We start from the raw sequence: 16,449 nt of genomic DNA, 5'->3' as shown, positions 1-16,449 counted from the left end.
GTAAACCACCATGGCCGAAGCACTCGAACAGAGCGCGCTGAAAGATGTCGCGTATGCAGGCAGCGACTTTTCTTCGCTGCTGCAGAAGGAATTCAAGCCGCGCAGCGACGAAGCCAAGAGCGCCGTCGAAGCCGCGGTGCTCACGCTGGCGCAGCAGGCGCTGGCCAACAGCACCGTCATCGGCAAGGATGTGACCCGGTCGATCCAGGCCATGATCGCCGCGATCGACGCCAAGCTCACCGACCAGGTGAACAAGATCATCCATCACCCCGACTACCAGAAGCTCGAGAGTGCATGGCGCGGCCTGCACTACATGGTGAACAACACCGAGACCGACGAGAACCTCAAGATCCGCGTGATGGACATCTCCAAGCAGGAGCTGGCCAAGAACCTCAAGAAGTTCAAGGGCGCGGCCTGGGACCAGAGCCCGATGTTCAAGAAGATCTACGAGCAGGAGTACGGCCAGTTCGGCGGCGAGCCCTTCGGCGCGCTGGTGGGCGACTATCACTTCGACCAGAGCCCGCCGGACGTGGAACTGCTCGGCGAGATGGCCAAGATCGCGGCCTCGGCGCATGCTCCCTTCATCACCGGCGCCAGTCCCAACCTGATGCAGATGGAGTCGTGGCAGGAACTCGCGAATCCGCGCGACCTGACCAAGATCTTCTCCACGCCTGAGTACGCCGGCTGGCGCAGCCTGCGCGAATCGGACGACTCCAAGTACCTCGGCATGTGCATGCCGCGCTTTCTGGCGCGCACGCCCTACGGCGCCAACACCAACCCGGTGGAAGAGTTCGACTTCGAGGAAGACACCGCCGGCGCCGACCACAGCAAGTACGCCTGGGCCAATGCCGCCTACGCGATGGCGACCAACATCAACCGCTCGTACAAGCTCTACGGCTGGGGCTCGCGCATTCGCGGCATCGAGTCGGGCGGCGCGGTGGAGAACCTGCCGCTGCACACGTTTCCGAGCGACGACGGCGGCGTGGACCAGAAGTGCCCGACCGAGATCGCCATCAGCGACCGGCGCGAGGCCGAATTGTCGAAGGCCGGGCTGCTGTCGATGATCCATCGCAAGAACTCCGACTTCGCGGCCTTCATCGGCGCCCAGTCGCTGAACAAGCCGGCCGAGTACGACGACCCCGACGCCACGGCCAACGCCAACCTCGCGGCGCGCCTGCCCTACCTCTTTGCCTGCAACCGCTTCGCGCACTACCTCAAGTGCATCGTGCGCGACAAGGTGGGCAGCTTCAAGGAGCGCGAGGACATGCAGCGCTGGCTCAACAAATGGATCATGAACTACGTGGACGGCGACCCCGCCAACTCGTCGGAAACCACCAAGGCCCAGAAGCCGCTGGCCGCCGCCGAGGTGATCGTCGAGGAAGTGGAAGGCAACCCGGGCTACTACACGTCCAAGTTCTTCCTGCGCCCGCACTACCAGCTCGAGGGCCTCACGGTCTCGCTGCGCCTGGTGTCGAAGCTGCCTTCGGCCAAGGGCGGCACCTGAAAAGTCCCGCGGGTTTTCTTGAAATTCCCGATTCCGTTTCGTTCTCTCTGTAGCTGCCGCGTATCGGTCGTGTCTTCAAACCGCCGGCAGCCTTCGTCTTCAACCCAGTCATCAACCGCCCGAACGCAAATCGGGTTCCAAGGAGTAGGAACATGTCATCTGACTTTCACATCAAGCTCGACGGCGTCAAGGGCGAGTCTTCCCACAAGGACCACAAGGACGAGATCGAGATCTCGTCGTGGTCGTGGAACGTGAGCAACGCCTCGGGCGCGGGCTCGGGCGGCGGCTCCGGCAAGGGCAAGGCCACGCCTGGCGACTTCCACTTCGTGCACGCCTACGACAAGGCCTCCCCGGTGCTGGCCAAGAACTGCGTGGGCGGCAAGCACTTCAAGGACATGATCATGACCTGCCGCAAGTCGGGCGAAGGCCAACAGGAGTACCTCAAGGTCACGCTGAAGGAAGTCTTCATCTCCAGCGTGGCCCCCGGCGGCGCGCAGGGCGGCGACGTGCAGGAACAGGTGTCGTGCTCGTTCAAGGACATCGAGTTCGCCTACAAGGCGCAGGACGACAAGGGTGCAGCGGGCGGCGAAGTGAAGTTCGGCTGGAACGTGCCGACCACCGAAACGCGCTGACGGACGGCGGATTCGTCGAGTGCGGAATCAGGCGCGGCTGCCGCGCCCGATCCGCTTCCTTTGCGTGTCCTCCACCGGAGCAATGCGATGGCATTCAGCACCCCAACCATTGGCGACAGCGGCGCGCTGCTCACCACCTACAACATCGACTGGTCGGTCGGCCGGATCGGCTCCAACACGCGTGAAGACGTGATGCTGGTACAGGCGCTGTTCAAGATCTTCTACTACGAGCTGATGGGCTTCAACCACGACTTCGACCCGCCGCCCGGCCAGACCGAAGTGATCGCCGTGGACGGCTACTACGGACCGGTCACGCAGAAGCACATCACGCACTTCCAGCAGCAGATGGTTGCGACCGGGCGCAAGGTCCTGGCGGACGGCATCTTCGACCCGTTCCGGGACCCCGGCACATCCAGCACGATCAGCCAGTCGCGCTACGCGCTCGACCTGCTCAACAACGGCTGCGCCAATTTCTGCAAGGAACAGGGGATCGACAACTACACCAACCTGCCCAACCGGGAAGACATGCCGCTGTTGCTGCGCAGCGCATTGAAGCGGGTCAAGAAGACGGCCAGCAAGTACGCCTACGGCGCACCCGCGAGGGTTCCGGTCACGGGCGGCATCTGAGTCTCCGCCCCGCCCTCGGCAACAACCAAGGGCCTGGAGCGATCGTCCGATGGACGGCGCTTCAGGCCCTTGTCTTTTGTTCGAAGCAATTCAAGAGTCAGTCGGCCGACGCAACGCTCTCTGGCAGCAGCCGCGTCGCATCGTCGCTCTCATCCTCGATCACCCACAGCGTGAGCGCCGTGTAGTTGTCGTGGCCCGGCTTGGCGTTGGCCTTCACCTGCGCGTCGATCAGCTCGGTCCACTGGCTGGGCGTGCGCGAGGCGTGCAGCGTGTCGATCAGGCGCTCGTCGCCCAGCGGCTCCCACACGCCGTCGCTGCACAGCAGCAGCACGTCGCCTGGCAGCAGGCGCATGCGGTCGGACACGGCGATGTCGGGGGCCTCCTCGATCGAGCCCAGCGCCGACAGCAGCATGTTGCGCTGCGGATGCAGCCGCGCGCCCTCCTCGTCGAGCATGCCGCCGGCCACCATCTGCTGCACCAGGCTGTGGTCGGTGGTACGCGCCACGATGGCACCGCCGCGGAACAGGTAGGCCCGGCTGTCGCCGCTGTGCACCCAGGCCAGCGCGTGGTCCTCGAGGTCGATGGCCGCGAACACGATGGTCGAGCGCATGCCCGCGAGCTTGCCACCCTCGGCCTGCCGCGCCACCACGTCGACGTTGGCCTGCTCCACCAGCCGGCGCAGCGTGGGCTCGTCGAGCCCCGGCGCGGCCGAGAAGCCGCCCAGCACGCTGCTGCGCGCGGTGGCCGCGGCCACGTCGCCCCCGCCATGTCCGCCTGCGCCGTCGGCCACCAGGCAGGCGACATAGCGCTCGTCGTGCCAGTGGCCGTGGACGTCTTCGTTGTAGGTGCGGCCGCCCTGGCGGGAGAGCGTGACGATTTCGATTTCCAAGCGGGTGCCTCGCTGGTGATGCGGTGGTAGTTGTCGTCAGGCTTCGGACTTGAGGCGCGCCATCTGCTCTTCGTAGGCTTCGAGGAAGGCCTTGCCGAAGAGGCTGTGGAAGTCGTCTTCCGCCTCGCTCGCGATGCCACCGTAGAGCGACACGAACTGGTCCCAGAGCTTGGCCTTGCGGTTGGCGCTGAAGAGCGCGTCGAGCGCCGACTTCGCGCTGATCTTCTTCTCCAGCTCCGCCGGCTCGAAGCGCGCGATGACATGGGCCAGCGCCGCGCGCATGCCCACCATCACGCCGAACTGGTGTGCGCGCAGGTCGTTGTAGGCATCGCGCATCGCGGCCTCGGGCGGCATGAAGCCGCGCACGCCAGGGCCCAGCAGATGGGCCAGCGCCACTTCGACCGTGGGCGAGAACTTCAGCGGATTGTTGGCCTGAGACGCGATCATCGTGACCTCGGCGCGCACCTCGCGCTTGAACTCCTGGCGCGTGAGCAGCAGCTGCAGCGTGCCCTCGGTGGCACTGCGCAGCATCGCGCCGATGCGCTCCATCAGGCCGGGTGTGAGCATCTCGGGCGGCTGGTGCATGCTGGCGAGGCCGCGCAGGAAGGCGGCGAGCAGTTCGTCGTCGGTGGCGGTGCGCGCGGGCGCTGCGGGGCGCGGGGCCGGCCGCGGCGACGCGGCAGGGGCCACGGGCGCGGGCGGCTCGAACGGCCTGGCGGAGCCCTCGGGGCCGCTGATGCGGATCGGCTGGCCCGTGACGTCGTCGAACTGCGCCATCGGTTGGGGCTGCGGCGATGGCGCCGAAGGCGGCGTGATCGCCTTCGGCGGCATGAAGCCGAACTGGTCGATCGGAAGATGGTCGGAGCGCGGCGTGGGCGTGGGGGGCGCCGCTTGCTGCAGGGCCGCCAGCGGATCGGCATTGGAGGCGGTGTTGGGCTGCAGCAGCGGATCGGCCAGCGGCGACAGCGCGAGCGGATCGCCTCCGATGCCGCCACCGCCGCCCATGCCGCCGAACAGCTCGTCGATGCCCGCGGCCTTGCCGTGCGGGGGTGCGCCGAGGTCGGAGAAATCGTCGAGCGCGCCAAGGCCGGCCGCGGGCGCGGACGACGGCGTGGGTCCGAGCAGGTTTGCGAAGGGATCGATCTGCGCGGCCTGCGCGTTGCGCGAGCCACTTTCCATCGGGTCGGGGAACAGCAGCGAATCGGGCAGTGCTGCAGCGGGAGCGGACGCCGGCGCAGATGCAGCCGGCGCGGCCGGCGGCGCGAGGCCCGCCAGCAGGTCGGCGAAGGGGTCGTCGCTCGACGGTGCCGCAGTTGCTGCCGGCGCGGCGGCGGAAGGACCGCCCAGCACCGTGTTCGGGATGACCGGCGACGGCGGCGCGGCGTCGGCCGTCACGCGCACCGCGAGCTCGAAGCTGCCGACCACCAGCCGTGCGCCATCGGCCAGCACGACCTCCTTGCCCGAGCCCAGCGACACGCCGTTGCACTGCATCGGGTTGCTGCCGCGGTCGATGAGAAAGTACTGCCCGTCGCGGCACAGCACCTGGGCGTGCACCCGCGAAACCGTGCGGTCGGGGTCGACGAGCACGAGCGTGTTGGTGTCGGCGCGGCCGATGGTGCCGCCATTGGGTCCGAAGTCCGCGGCGATGGACTGCCCCGCCGGAGCGCCTTGCCGGGTGATGACAGCGATATGGATCATGAATCGGCCCCTGTCGCCCGTCGCGAGCGAAACAACTCGAGGGAAGTATTCATTCCGGCCGGCACCTTGGCAATCTCGCCTAAAGAGGTATGCCGTCGCCGAGCCAGCGCTGCTGCCGCCACGCCGGCGCGCTGGTCGCGAACAGCGGCGCACGCGCGTCGAGCAACGCGAGGTGCAGCGCGGCCGCCACGCGTTGGCGCTGGAAGCCCTGGCGCAGCACGCCCGTGCAGCTGTCGGGCAAGAGCGGCTGCCCCATGAAGAGCCGCGTCCCGGGGGTGAAGAGCGCGCCGTTCTTCTGCCACCACGCGCGAATCTTGTCGACGTCGGGCCACGGCAACGCGATGTCCTCGGGCAGTTCCACGTTGTCGTCGTCGGGGTCCTCGGTCGGGCCGTCCTCGAAGCCGTCGGGCGGCGGGACCTCCATCTGCGCGAGGTTGAAGTCCACGCCCGTGATGGTGACGAAGGCCTCGGCCGCGATGCGCGCCGTGGCCGGCTGCGTCATCTGCTCGATGAGCCAGGGCACGTAGCGCGCGTCGCCGATGAAGCCCGAGCCGATGATGCGCAGGCGCTGCGCCCCGGGCAGCGTGGCGCCGTCGAGCAGCAGCGCATGGCCGGGGGCGATCTCCATCGCCTGCAGCGCGAGCTGGAATGCGCGCGGCTGGCGCGGCCCGCTCTTCAGCGCGAAGGCGGCGAGCGCATCGAGCGCCTGCGCCCGGTCGCCGAGCAGTACCGCCGCCCACGCGGCCCAGAAGCGCAGTTCGGGCTTGGCCTCGCCCAGCAGCGACTGTGCTTGCGGCAACAGGTCGGCACGGCCCAGTTCGCCGGCTGCGCGCAGCGCGCGGATGCGCACGCTGTCGGGCGCACTCGCGAGCAGTTCGCCGAGCAGCGCGCCCGGGTCGCGCCGATGCAGCGCGCAGGCCGCCACGCCGAGCTTCTGCCGCAACGGCGAGGCATCGTCGAGCAAAGCCTTGACGCGGCCGCCCAGATGCTTCGGCTCGACCCAGCCGAGCGCGGAGATCAGGCCGGGCACGACCTCGGGCAGGTCTTCTCTTGCACGCTCGACCAGATCGTCGAAACGGCTGTCGACCGCTTCGATGGCGAGCACGGCGGCAACGAAGAAGTCCTCGGGGCCTTCGTTGTCGATGAGGGCCAGTGCATGCAGCCAGCCTTCTTCGCCGGCGACGCGCAGGCCGTCGATGTGGGCGGCGAGGCGTTCGTCGAGGTCGGCGAATTGCTGGGGCGAGTAGTTGGGGGCGTGGACTGCGCTGGTGCGCTGGAGCCAGAGAAAGGAGGCTTCGTCGGCGTGCTCGGCGAGGATGGATTCGATCACAGGCGCGGCGCCGCTCATACTTCGATCTCCACGTCGCGAATCCGCAATGCGTCGGCATGCGCCACGAGGAAGTGGGTAAGCAGGTCGAGGCAGGCCTCATGAGCTATCACGCCTTCGAGAAACCATTGGCAGGTGGTACTGCCGATCCGCATCGTCTGCGTGGCGCCAACGGTGGATTCACCCGGCAGGTACGGTTCCGGCGGCAGGCCGCCTTGCATAAGCGCGATCCAGCATTCGAAGCCTGCATCGAGCAGGTCTGATTGCTGCTCATCGGGTGGCGCATCCAGGTTAAGCACGACCACCAGTTGTTCGCCGAAACCCACGAAGTCGGGACGTTGCAGCATGAACGCTTGCTGCGGTTTGGCTGCGAGAGCCGAGGCAGCTTCACCGATCGCCGTTGCCCCGGCCTGTTGCCCGGCCGGGCCGAGCCACCGCAACGGCAGATCGCGCGCAAGCCGCCCCCATTCGCACATGCCGCGCAAAATTCGCAGCACCGCCGGATGAATTGCATCGGTATGCATGTGCACCAGCACCAGCGTGGGCGACGCCAGCTGCACAACTACCGGCACCGCCGCGACACCGGGGCCGAAGAAGCCCAACTGCATCGCGCGGGCGAAGTCGCGCGCGACGACGCGCACGAAGTCGAGCACGACGACGGCAGCATCGGCGCGGGTAGCCACGGAGAAGGTCAGCATGCGGCTCAATCCTCTTCGCCGAAGAATCGCGCGTACCACGCTTGTGATTCTTCGGGCGTCATGCCAGTGACGAGCAGGTTATCGATCCAGTCATCCGGCACGCGCAGCGGCGCGAGCACCTTGCCGACCGCGTGGTACGCCGGCAACGCGTGCCCCCGATTGACATCACCCAGCTCAGGTTGCGTGCTGGCGCGGATCAGCAAGCCGCGATCGTTTGCAATGGCCTGCACATTGATCGGAGGCGGCAATGCCGAGGCCAGCGCGTTGATGCCCCCCATTTCCGCAGCGCGGGCCTTGCCGAGAAAGGTCAACCAGCTCACTCCGAGAATGCCCAGGTCGGCAAAGCTGAAAAGACCGAGTGGCTTGCCGTAGGCGAGCCCCGGATAACGCGTAAGCCATCCCCGGTTGGCGCGTTCGAGCTCGCGCTCTGCCTCGCCATCACCGGTGTTCCAGTAGTAGGAGAATCCGCCATAACCGGAGTCGAAATCAACCAGTGCCAGCAGGCCCAGCACTCGTTCGACTGTTCGATCGGGCACATTGGCTTCGTCGAGCGGGAGGCATATGCGCAGCATGTGCCGCACCACGCGGTCGTCAGGGTCGCTCAGGTCTTCCTCGGAAAAAAACTGAAACGACGGCAACGCATAGTCGGCCGCGCTCGCACCGGAGTGCTGCTCCACCCCGAGCAGGTAGCTCGCGAGCGCCTTCCTGTCACCCAACATCTGTGCCACCTGATCATTGGCGGGACCGACGAGACGCTTCGCAGTCTTCATTACGTTGGTCTTGTACCAGCCGAGTGCCTGACCGTGATGTTCGCAGAAGGCACGGTGAAACTCTATGAACTGAGGCGCCAACGCGGCGCGAGGGACGGTGCAGAACACCAGGATTTCAAGACACGGTCGAAAATGCATGGCCGTGCTGGCGCCGTCGCCAAGGATCGTGTCGTTCATTCTTTGCTTCCTTGCATAGGTGGACCGCATTCAATCGCAAGCGCAGTCCGATTCTTCGATCTGCTGGTATTTGCCCGCATTCTTCGCCCCCAGCCGCTCCTTGGCCAGTTGTTGATTGGCCGTGGGCGTGTCGCCCTTGAACTTGACTTCGACGAAACTCTTGACGTTGTCGAAATTCGCCGGCTTGGCCGCATCCTTCAAGACCGTGAAATCAGGCCGAAAAGTAGTGCCCGGCGCACCGCGTCCAGCCGCCAGCCCGCGAAACAACGAACCCGGTGCCGGCAAGCCATTCGACAACGCCCGCCCTTCCGACATGATGCCGACGAAAGTGCCGCCGACCCGCTTGGCGATCTTCCAGGTCATCTCGACGAACAGGTCGAGCTTCTTCGGCTTGTAGAGTGGAAATCCGCTGCTGAGCTTGCTCGCCACGCGGGACTGGAGGGTTGGGTATTTCTTCGACGGGATCGTGCCCTCGTCCGCTTCGTCACGCGTATCGCAGATGGCAGTGCAGATTTGATCCCCGAGTTCCTGCCCCAATGCTGCGACGATCACTGGGTTCTGCAGCACACCGCCTAGGTTGGCGGCGTTCTCCGCGTTGTGGAACATCTTGTCCGTAAGGCGGGTAGCGTTCTTGCCATCCATCTTCACGTCGAAGGAATAGAGAATCCATGTCGCCTCCTTCATGAAGGTGCTGGACTTCACGCCACCGGCCACGCCCGCGTTGTCGCCGTTCGAGAGCGCGAATTTCGAGCCCTTGTTGGCGGCCATCGCCTTGTCGCCTTTGACGGTGGAGGTGCCGTTGCTTAGCGTGATCGAGTTCGCGATGTTGGGGTAGGGTACCGGCACCGGCCCGCCTGGGCTCGGGGTCTTGCAGACATCGGGAATGGTCGCGATGCTGACACCTGTGCTGAACTTGTGAACTAGCGACAGGCTCGTGCCGTTGACCCTGATGGAGACCGGCATGATTCATTCCTCGCCGAAGTCCATCGCACAGATCAATGCGGCACCCCGCTCGCCCGACGCGGAACTGGCCCACACCATCGACCATCGCCCCTTGCCGTAGCGCTTGCGATGGCAGATCGCGGCGATGGCAATGTGCAACGGAACGCCTGCTGCGCCGATATCACCCCAGCAGTCGGCCGGGGCGACGAAATCGCTGGCCGCTCGGAAGCGATCACCCTTTCGCAGCACCGTGAAGCCGTACTCGTCGGCACGATAGGGTTCGCCGTTGAGGTCGCAGAAAACGTTGTGTACGCATTCCTCCGGGGGCAATCGCCCGAGCGCCTGTTCGAAGGCCTCGCTCAGGCCATCGCCCACGCACACCTCACCGGTCCCGATGAGATGGGCTTCCTGGGCGACGCCAATCCCCACCACTTCACCCCAGGCGTCGAGCTGCCGCGCTCGCGCGAAGTCCCGCGAAGCCAGCAGCAGCGCGCCAGCCGCCTCGCCAGGCACGAAGCCCCATGCATTGTTGTCGGCACCTCCGCCGTGGAGTTGCCCGCATGCCTCAATCCATTCGAGCGTCTCTGGTGCCAGGGTGGAATCGACGCCGCAGACGAGGCACACGTCGACGGCACCAGCAAAGCAGTCTTGCACGGCCGCCTCGAGCGCGAGATGTCCGCCAGCGTGGCCCGCTTCAAAGGCCCGCGCGGTACCGAAGCGCCCGGGATATCGGCGCGACACCCACGCCAACAAAGAACCGGCCAGGTCGTGGGGCCGGCCCGGACGCGTGGGCGGCAGCGCCAGCGCGAGACCGCATCGCACCGATACGTCGTCGGCCGTGGATAGCACTCGCAGCGCACCGTCGATAGCCGGCAGCAGCAGCGCGGCACAACGGTCTGCAACGTCAGCCGATGCATCGATCCAGGCTGCGCGGGCCACGCGCATCGGTTCACCGGCGGTATCGATCACGAACGGATGCTCGCCGAAACCGCAAACTCCTGCGCGTACCGCGGCAGCGCTCGCGAAAACATCGCGCCCCACCGGCGTGCAACCGCCCAAGCCTACGATGCGCAATCCGTCGCCGCTCATGCGAAATCCTCTGAAGGTGTCTCGCCCAGGCGAACTAGCTGCTTTTCGTAAACGCGCGTCTTCTCCAGCTTGTGGACCTTGGGGTGACAGGGCAACGCGCTATGCCATACCAGCGACACACGCGCCGCATCGGGCTCAACAATCACCGTGTGCAGGCGCGGCGGCTCGTGCCGCTGGCGCGCGCCATTCGAAAAGAAAGTTTCCAGTCCCAGCACCACCCGCGGCAGTTCGAAGCTCAGCTGCGCCGCATGCGGCGACAAATGAATCAGCACTACCGGCTCGCCACCCCGCAGAAACTGCGGCGCCTGCTGGTCCACAGGCGCACTCTGGTAATGCCGATCATCTAAGTCCACCGGCAGCAGCGGCAACCGATCTCGCTGCCACGCTGCGTCATACGTCCCCGCGAACCCCGCCCGCGGCTGCCAGTGGTTGCACAGCGGCCCAAACCCCGCGGGCTCCGGCCGGTCGATCCACGTCCGCACGCATTGATCCGGGTACTCGATGTTCGGCAGCCGCATGCCCTCCGCATGCGCGGCCTCGAGCGCAAAGCCGGTGCCCACGGGGTTGCGCACGTCGAACTGCGGATTCGGCGCATCGCGCGTCCATGGATCGACACCGCCGTATGCGCGCTCCCACACCAGCGGCATCGTGCTGAAGGGTTCGGGCTCCGACGGCGAACCGCCCAGCCACACGCGGTCGCCCGTCACACGCAGCCGCTTGGCAACAGGGCCGACGCGCATGCCCACGTCGAGCTGCGTCACCGGCACGCCGACGGGCGCGTGCGCATGGCCGATCAGCAGCACGTCGGTCGTCAGCTTGGTGCGCACCAGGTCCATCTCGTAGAGCAGGCTCGGCTGGGGCGCGGACTCGTCGATGAAGACGGGTGCCTGCGCGACGGGCGGCTGTTGGGGCGCGATGCTCGTCTCGCCATCGGGCGAAATGTCGAAGCTGCACTTCACAGCCACGAGCCAGATCTCCGCCCCGTCGCGGTCGCGCACCCAGGTGCGTTCGGCGGCGTAGGGCGTGCGGTTGTCGAGCTGCCACATGGCACGCCTCTTCAGTTGATGCCGACGTACGCGCCCTTGACGCGGTTGGCGCCGCGCGAGCGAGAGAGCACGTAGTTGCCGTTGATCAGCACCTTGCCCGCGCGCGTGAGCACGATGCTGGCCTCCCCGCAGCGCAGCTCGATGCGCTCGCGCGCCTGCAGCACGACGCGTTCGCCGTCCACGCGTGCATCGAGCGCCGGTGCTCCGGTGCGTGGCGGCTGCAAGCGCCCGACGATGACGGGATGCCGCACCTCGCCCTGCTCGAAGGCCACGACGATGGCCGCGCCCGCATCACCAGGCGCCAGCCCCACGGTCGAGAGCGCCTGCACCGGCGCCATGCCGTCGCCCAGCGTGACCAGGAAGCGCCCCTCGGCATCGAAGCCCGCGAAGGCGGCCACGGCCACGCCCTGGCCCGACAGCTTCGACCAGGCCGCCACGCTGTGCAGCACGCTGCGCGCGCTCTGGAGATCGGTGTGGTCTTCCACGGCTCAGTCCTCCCCCAGGTTGGAGCCCTTGATCTTGATCGAGCCCCCGGCCTTGAACGATGCAGTGCCGTCGGCCTTGATGGTGATCTTGGCGCCCTTGATGGTGATGCCGCTGGCATTCATGACGATCTTGCTGCCGCCCGCCTTGAGCATGATGGTGGGCGCCTCGACCATGCAGATCGCGCCCGCCTTGATCTTGATCGGCCCCTTCGATGTCTCGGCGATCACCGCCGCCGACAGCTTGTGCGGGCCGCCCACGCTGATCGACTGCAGCGCGCCCACGTTCACTTTCTGCACGCCGCCCACGCTCACCATCTGCGCCCCGCCAACGCTCACGGTCTGCACGCCCCCCACGTTGATGGCTTCGCCCGCACCCACGCTGTGCATGCGGCCCGCCCCCACGGTGTGCGCCTCGGCCACCGAGATGGTGGTGGTCTGCATGCCGTTGACTGTGTGGCTGCGCCCGCCGTTGACCGTCACGGTCTCGCCGCCGTTGACCGTTTCGGTGCGGTGGCCCGTGATGACGATGGTCTCGGTGCCGCCCACGGTCTCGCTGCGGTTGGCGCCGATCGACACGGTCTGATTGACGCCCACGTGCTGCTTCTGGTTGTTGCCCACGCTCTCCGAATCGTCCACGTCGATGGTGTCGGTGCGGCTGTTGTGCACGGTGGTCGTCTGGTTGTTCTCGACCGTGGTGTTCATGTCGTACTGGCCGTGGATGGTCACCTTCTCCTTGCCGGCGGTGTCGTCCATCGACAGCTCGTTGTAGCCCTTGCCCTTGTGTGTATTCGACTTGATGCCGCTCACCACGGCACCTGCCGGCAGGCCGAAGGGCGCCATCGACTCGCCGTTGTAGAAGCGCCCGATGACGATGGGCTGGTCGGGGTCGCCGTCGAGAAAGTCGACGATCACTTCCTGGCCGATGCGCGGAATGCTGATCGCGCCCCAGCTCTTGCCGGCCCAGGGATGCGACACGCGCACCCAGCACGAGCTGTTCTCGTCGTTCTTGCCGTAGCGGTCCCAGTGGAACTGCACCTTCACGCGGCCGTGCTCCTCGGTCCAGATCTGCTCGCCGCTGCGGCCCGTGACGATGGCGCTCTGGGGTCCGGGCATGGTCACGCGCGGCGTCAGGCGCGGCGGGCGCCAGGGCGTGTTCAACGGAATGAGCGTGAGCAGAAAGCTGCTGCTCGCACGCTGGCCGGTGCGCAGCGCCGGCGTCTCGGCGATCAGGTCGCTCACCAGCTCGCCCAGCCCGGCGTTGACGGGGTCGTCGGCCAGCACCTCGTGCAGCACGCTGTCGATCGGCCGCTGGCCCTCGGGAAAGTTCGCGCCCTCGTAGCCGGGGTGGCTCGCGACGAAGGTACAGGCCGCGATCAGGTAGTCGCCGTCGCGCTTTCCGTCGGGGTCGCCCTTGAACGAGAAGCTGCGCCCGGCGGTCACGTCGGGCCAGCCGGTCAGTGCCCAGTGGCGTTGCCGCCGGCCGACCAGCTCGTCGAGCCGCAGCTGCGCGAGGTTGTCGGTGTCGTCGCCCGACTGATAGCCACCCGGGAACTCGAACACTTCCAGGTCGGCCAGCTCATGCGTGTCGGGGTCGCCCTTGTCCGCGTCCAGCTGCTTGCTGATGACCTTGAAGTCGCGATCGCGCGACGCGAATTTGCCCGAATCGAACTGCCGCGAGCTGACCCAGCGCGTGATTTCGTTGAAACGCCCTTCCGACGCGCCGCGCTCGACATGGTTCAGCGTGTCGGCAACCGGCAGTTTCTCGTGCGCCAGTGTGCTGGCGTCCGACAGATGCAGGGTGCCGGGCGCGTCGTGCGCGTCGAACCAGTAGTAGATGCCCTCTTCTTCCAGAAGGCGCGAAAGGAACTGGTAGTCGCTCTCCCGGTATTGCACGCAGTAGACGTGGGGTTCATGGGGCCCGACCACGCCGCCGGCCTTGATCTTCTTGAGGCTGCCGATGGGGCCGTCGTCCAGCACGGCGTCGATCACATCCAGTACCGGCTTGTTCTGCAGGATGCGCGCGTTGACGCGCTTGCTCAGCAGCCAGAACCACGAGCGCAGGCTGATGCGGTACTCGAGAAAGCGCCCGCTCTGCGACACGCGCGTGAAGCGCACGGCATGCCCCTGGCAGTGCCGCTTATGAGCGTCGCCGTCGGCATCGGCGAACTCGATCACGACATCGAAGGAGCGGCCCAGTATGTCCGCGGCATCGATGCTTTCGTTGTCGGTCAGCACGGTGAGTTCGTAGGCCGAGGGGCGCGCGAGCACCTCATGGCCCGCGATGCGCCAGAACATGAGCTTGTCGACGACGGGCGAATCGCCCTGGATGCTGAACTTGTGATCGGCCATGCCATGCACTCCCTCTTCGTGCTTCTTTGCGAACGATGCCGCTTCGCGGCCTCGCCGTGAAGCAGCCGTGTGGCCTATGGCGCCAGCAACAGCACCAGCGCCTGGCTCGGCACCGTGCGCACACCCGGGCAGTTCGTGCTGTTCTGCAGCGACACGCTGGTCAGCCGCGTGGCCGGCATGCCGCAGAAGAGCACGGTGAACGCCGCCGTCAGGTGCCGGCTCGGCCCCATCACCGTGCCCGAGGCCACGCCCATCAACACGCCGGCGTTGTCGCCGTTCGTCATCGGGATGGTGGTGCCGAGGTTGTGCGCCGGCATGCCCATGATCAGGATGGTCGGGCAGTTCGGGATCGCCATCGGCCCCATCGCGATGTTGGGATAGGGCACGGGAATGGGCGACGGCGCGGCCGGCGTGATGCAGACGTCGGGAAAGCCCATGTCCATCCCCATCATCTGGCAGTTGGCGAACATGGCGCGCTCCTTCAACCGAAGTGGATCTGGCCGCCGCGCGCCTTGACGAGCTTCTCGCCGTTCACCAGCGCATGCTCGCCCGACAGGCGCAGCAACTGCTGCGCCTCGCATTCCACGTGCGTGGCCTGCACGCGGTCGATACCTTCTGTCGTGCGCAGGTGATGGCGGCTGAAGTGAGTGACCCGGTCGAACACGGTCGACAGCACCGCCCCCACCAGCTTGACCGCGGTACCGATGACGCGCAGGTTCCGGCCCATGAGCTCGGCGTCCTCGGCGCAGACGCTGGCCTTGTCCGTCTTCAGCGAGAACGCAGCCGCCTCCAGCGACAGCGTCTGCGCGGCCAGGCTCAGCGCGCCGCCCTCGACCGCGAACCGGGTATCGCCATGGCAGCTCAGCACGTTGGCTACGCCCTCTTCGCGCTGCAGCACCGCCAGCACCCAGACCTCGTCGGGCGCCACCAGCAGGCAGGCGACGGTGTCGCCGGCGGCCGGCTCGAGCAGGCAGCTCGCGGCGCGCCGGCCGCGTGCACGCAAGCCGCCACTGGCCACGCTGAAGCCTTGCGCGTCGCTGCCGGTGATCAGGCCGACGCAGCTTTGCGCCGGCGTGGCCGGCGAGGTGTCGCGCGCGGATGCGCGGCGGCGGGCAGAGGGAGTGATGGTGGTCATGGTCGTCTCCGGAAGATCAGGCGGTGGCTGTCCAGCGCTCGGCGCGGTCCAGCTCGGGGTCGGTTTCGAGCGCGCGGGCGCGGTCGGTCATCTGGGCGCCGGCCGCCTTCGCGCCATGCAGGCAGGTCCGCAGCATCGTGGCCTGGCGCAGGTCGGCGTTGACGAGGTCTGCGTGCCGGAAATCTGCGTAGGTGAGTTCGGCGCCCGCCAGGCTAGCACCCGCCAGTTGCGCATGGGCGAAATGGCATTGGTAGAGATCGGCGCCATCGAAGCGCGCCGCCGGAAAGCGGCCGCCCGTGAAGAGCGCCTGGCGCAGCCGGGCCTGCGAGAAGTTCGCCTGCTCGCCCTGCGCGTCGCAGAACAGCGCGTTGGGGCCGACCGCATGGCTGAAGTCGGCCCGGTCGAGGGTCGCGCCCTGGAAGTTGCATTGCCGCAGCGAGACGCCCGAAAAATTCGCCTCGCTGAGATCGGCAAAGGAAAACTGGCAGCCGTCGAGCGCCAGTCCCTCGAAGGACTTCCGGCGCAGCGCGGTCTTGCTGAACGTCGCGCGGGTCATGCGCGCGCCCGCCCAGGTGAGCTGCGACAGGTCGCACTGCAGCACGCAGGTATGTTTCCATTCGCTGCCGTCGGCGTTGACGTCGATCAGGGAACAATCCGTGAACACCGCAGACTCGAGCGCGGCTTCCGACAGGCTCGCGTGGTCGAGCCGGCAGCGCGAGAACGTCGCCATGCCCATCCAGGCCTGCGCGAACTGGGCATGGCTCAGGCTGCATTCGCTGAAGGTCGCGCCATGCAGGTGTGCGTTGCGGAAATCCGCGTGGGCCAGCTCACACTGGTGGAACACCGCGCGACGCAGATTGGCGCCGTTGAACATCGCGCCCGTGAGGTGGCAGCGGTCGAACACGGTCTCGCGGCCATCGGCTTCACGGAGGTCGACTTCGTCGAGCTGCGCCTTCGTGAACACGCCACCGCCGATGAAGGTTTTCGCGAAGCGGCCCTTGCGCAGGTCAAGTCCGTCGATGGTCTCTCCCATGCCGATGGCAAGCGTGAGGTGTTCGGCTTTCACTGGGTGTTCTCCGTC

Annotated in this window: 16 protein-coding genes; 3 read left to right on the top strand and 13 right to left on the bottom strand. The window is 66.9% G+C overall.

Going from position 1 to position 16,449, the window contains the following annotated elements; translation table 11 throughout:
• Positions 1–10 precede the first annotated feature (10 nt).
• From tssC to ACCD11_RS18150, 3 genes are all read left to right on the top strand, one after another.
• A complete protein-coding gene (gene tssC, locus ACCD11_RS18160; RefSeq protein WP_007830928.1) occupies positions 11–1,504 on the top strand; it encodes a type VI secretion system contractile sheath large subunit in 1,494 nt (497 codons plus the stop codon).
• A gap of 152 nt (positions 1,505–1,656) precedes the next feature.
• Positions 1,657–2,136, top strand: coding sequence for an Hcp family type VI secretion system effector (locus ACCD11_RS18155; protein WP_007830926.1), 480 nt, complete (start codon positions 1,657–1,659; stop codon positions 2,134–2,136).
• Positions 2,137–2,223: 87 nt separating this feature from the next.
• A complete protein-coding gene (locus ACCD11_RS18150) occupies positions 2,224–2,763 on the top strand; it encodes a peptidoglycan-binding domain-containing protein (RefSeq protein ID WP_007830924.1) in 540 nt (179 codons plus the stop codon).
• 97 nt (positions 2,764–2,860) lie between these two features.
• Here ACCD11_RS18150 and ACCD11_RS18145 read toward each other — a convergent pair whose 3' ends face one another.
• The 13 genes from ACCD11_RS18145 to ACCD11_RS18085 form a co-directional block, all read right to left on the bottom strand.
• Positions 2,861–3,652, bottom strand: coding sequence for a PP2C family protein-serine/threonine phosphatase (locus tag ACCD11_RS18145; RefSeq protein ID WP_413314938.1), 792 nt, complete (start codon positions 3,650–3,652; stop codon positions 2,861–2,863).
• 36 nt (positions 3,653–3,688) lie between these two features.
• Positions 3,689–5,350 (bottom strand): type VI secretion system-associated FHA domain protein TagH, encoded by a 1,662-nt coding sequence (gene tagH / locus ACCD11_RS18140; RefSeq protein ID WP_413314937.1) that lies wholly within the window; start codon positions 5,348–5,350, stop codon positions 3,689–3,691.
• 79 nt (positions 5,351–5,429) lie between these two features.
• Positions 5,430–6,698 carry a TIGR02270 family protein gene (locus tag ACCD11_RS18135; protein WP_413314935.1) on the bottom strand — a complete coding sequence of 423 codons (1,269 nt, stop codon included), beginning with the start codon at positions 6,696–6,698 and terminating at the stop codon, positions 5,430–5,432.
• A complete protein-coding gene (locus ACCD11_RS18130; RefSeq protein WP_007830916.1) occupies positions 6,695–7,375 on the bottom strand; it encodes a hypothetical protein in 681 nt (226 codons plus the stop codon). The genes ACCD11_RS18135 and ACCD11_RS18130 overlap by 4 nt, the downstream gene beginning before the upstream one ends.
• Positions 7,376–7,380: 5 nt before the next feature.
• Positions 7,381–8,322 carry a type VI immunity family protein gene (locus ACCD11_RS18125; RefSeq protein ID WP_413314934.1) on the bottom strand — a complete coding sequence of 314 codons (942 nt, stop codon included), beginning with the start codon at positions 8,320–8,322 and terminating at the stop codon, positions 7,381–7,383.
• A 30-nt stretch (positions 8,323–8,352) separates the two neighbouring features.
• Complete coding sequence (locus ACCD11_RS18120) at positions 8,353–9,285, bottom strand: PAAR-like domain-containing protein (RefSeq protein ID WP_007830908.1); 933 nt, start codon at positions 9,283–9,285, stop codon at positions 8,353–8,355.
• 3 nt (positions 9,286–9,288) lie between these two features.
• Positions 9,289–10,353 (bottom strand): beta-ketoacyl synthase N-terminal-like domain-containing protein, encoded by a 1,065-nt coding sequence (locus ACCD11_RS18115; RefSeq protein WP_413314933.1) that lies wholly within the window; start codon positions 10,351–10,353, stop codon positions 9,289–9,291.
• Positions 10,350–11,399 (bottom strand): DUF2169 domain-containing protein, encoded by a 1,050-nt coding sequence (locus ACCD11_RS18110; protein ID WP_413314932.1) that lies wholly within the window; start codon positions 11,397–11,399, stop codon positions 10,350–10,352. Before ACCD11_RS18110 ends, ACCD11_RS18115 begins: the two co-directional genes overlap by 4 nt.
• An 11-nt stretch (positions 11,400–11,410) precedes the next feature.
• Complete coding sequence (locus ACCD11_RS18105; RefSeq protein ID WP_413314931.1) at positions 11,411–11,884, bottom strand: DUF6484 domain-containing protein; 474 nt, start codon at positions 11,882–11,884, stop codon at positions 11,411–11,413.
• A gap of 3 nt (positions 11,885–11,887) precedes the next feature.
• Positions 11,888–14,233, bottom strand: coding sequence for a type VI secretion system Vgr family protein (locus ACCD11_RS18100; RefSeq protein WP_413314930.1), 2,346 nt, complete (start codon positions 14,231–14,233; stop codon positions 11,888–11,890).
• Between the two features lie 74 nt (positions 14,234–14,307).
• The gene (locus ACCD11_RS18095) at positions 14,308–14,703 is read right to left on the bottom strand and encodes a DUF4150 domain-containing protein (RefSeq protein WP_007830901.1); all 396 of its coding nucleotides are present in this window, start codon (positions 14,701–14,703) and stop codon (positions 14,308–14,310) included.
• An 11-nt stretch (positions 14,704–14,714) separates the two neighbouring features.
• Positions 14,715–15,368, bottom strand: coding sequence for a DUF3540 domain-containing protein (locus tag ACCD11_RS18090; RefSeq protein WP_413314929.1), 654 nt, complete (start codon positions 15,366–15,368; stop codon positions 14,715–14,717).
• 16 nt (positions 15,369–15,384) lie between these two features.
• Positions 15,385–16,434, bottom strand: coding sequence for a pentapeptide repeat-containing protein (locus tag ACCD11_RS18085; protein WP_413314928.1), 1,050 nt, complete (start codon positions 16,432–16,434; stop codon positions 15,385–15,387).
• Between the last annotated feature and the right edge of the window lie 15 nt (positions 16,435–16,449).

The organism is Variovorax sp. Varisp36 (genome assembly GCF_047304235.1).
Lineage (GTDB): Bacteria > Pseudomonadota > Gammaproteobacteria > Burkholderiales > Burkholderiaceae_C > Variovorax.
Note: the sequence above shows the minus strand (reverse complement) of the source record. Positions and strands in the feature narration are given on the sequence as shown.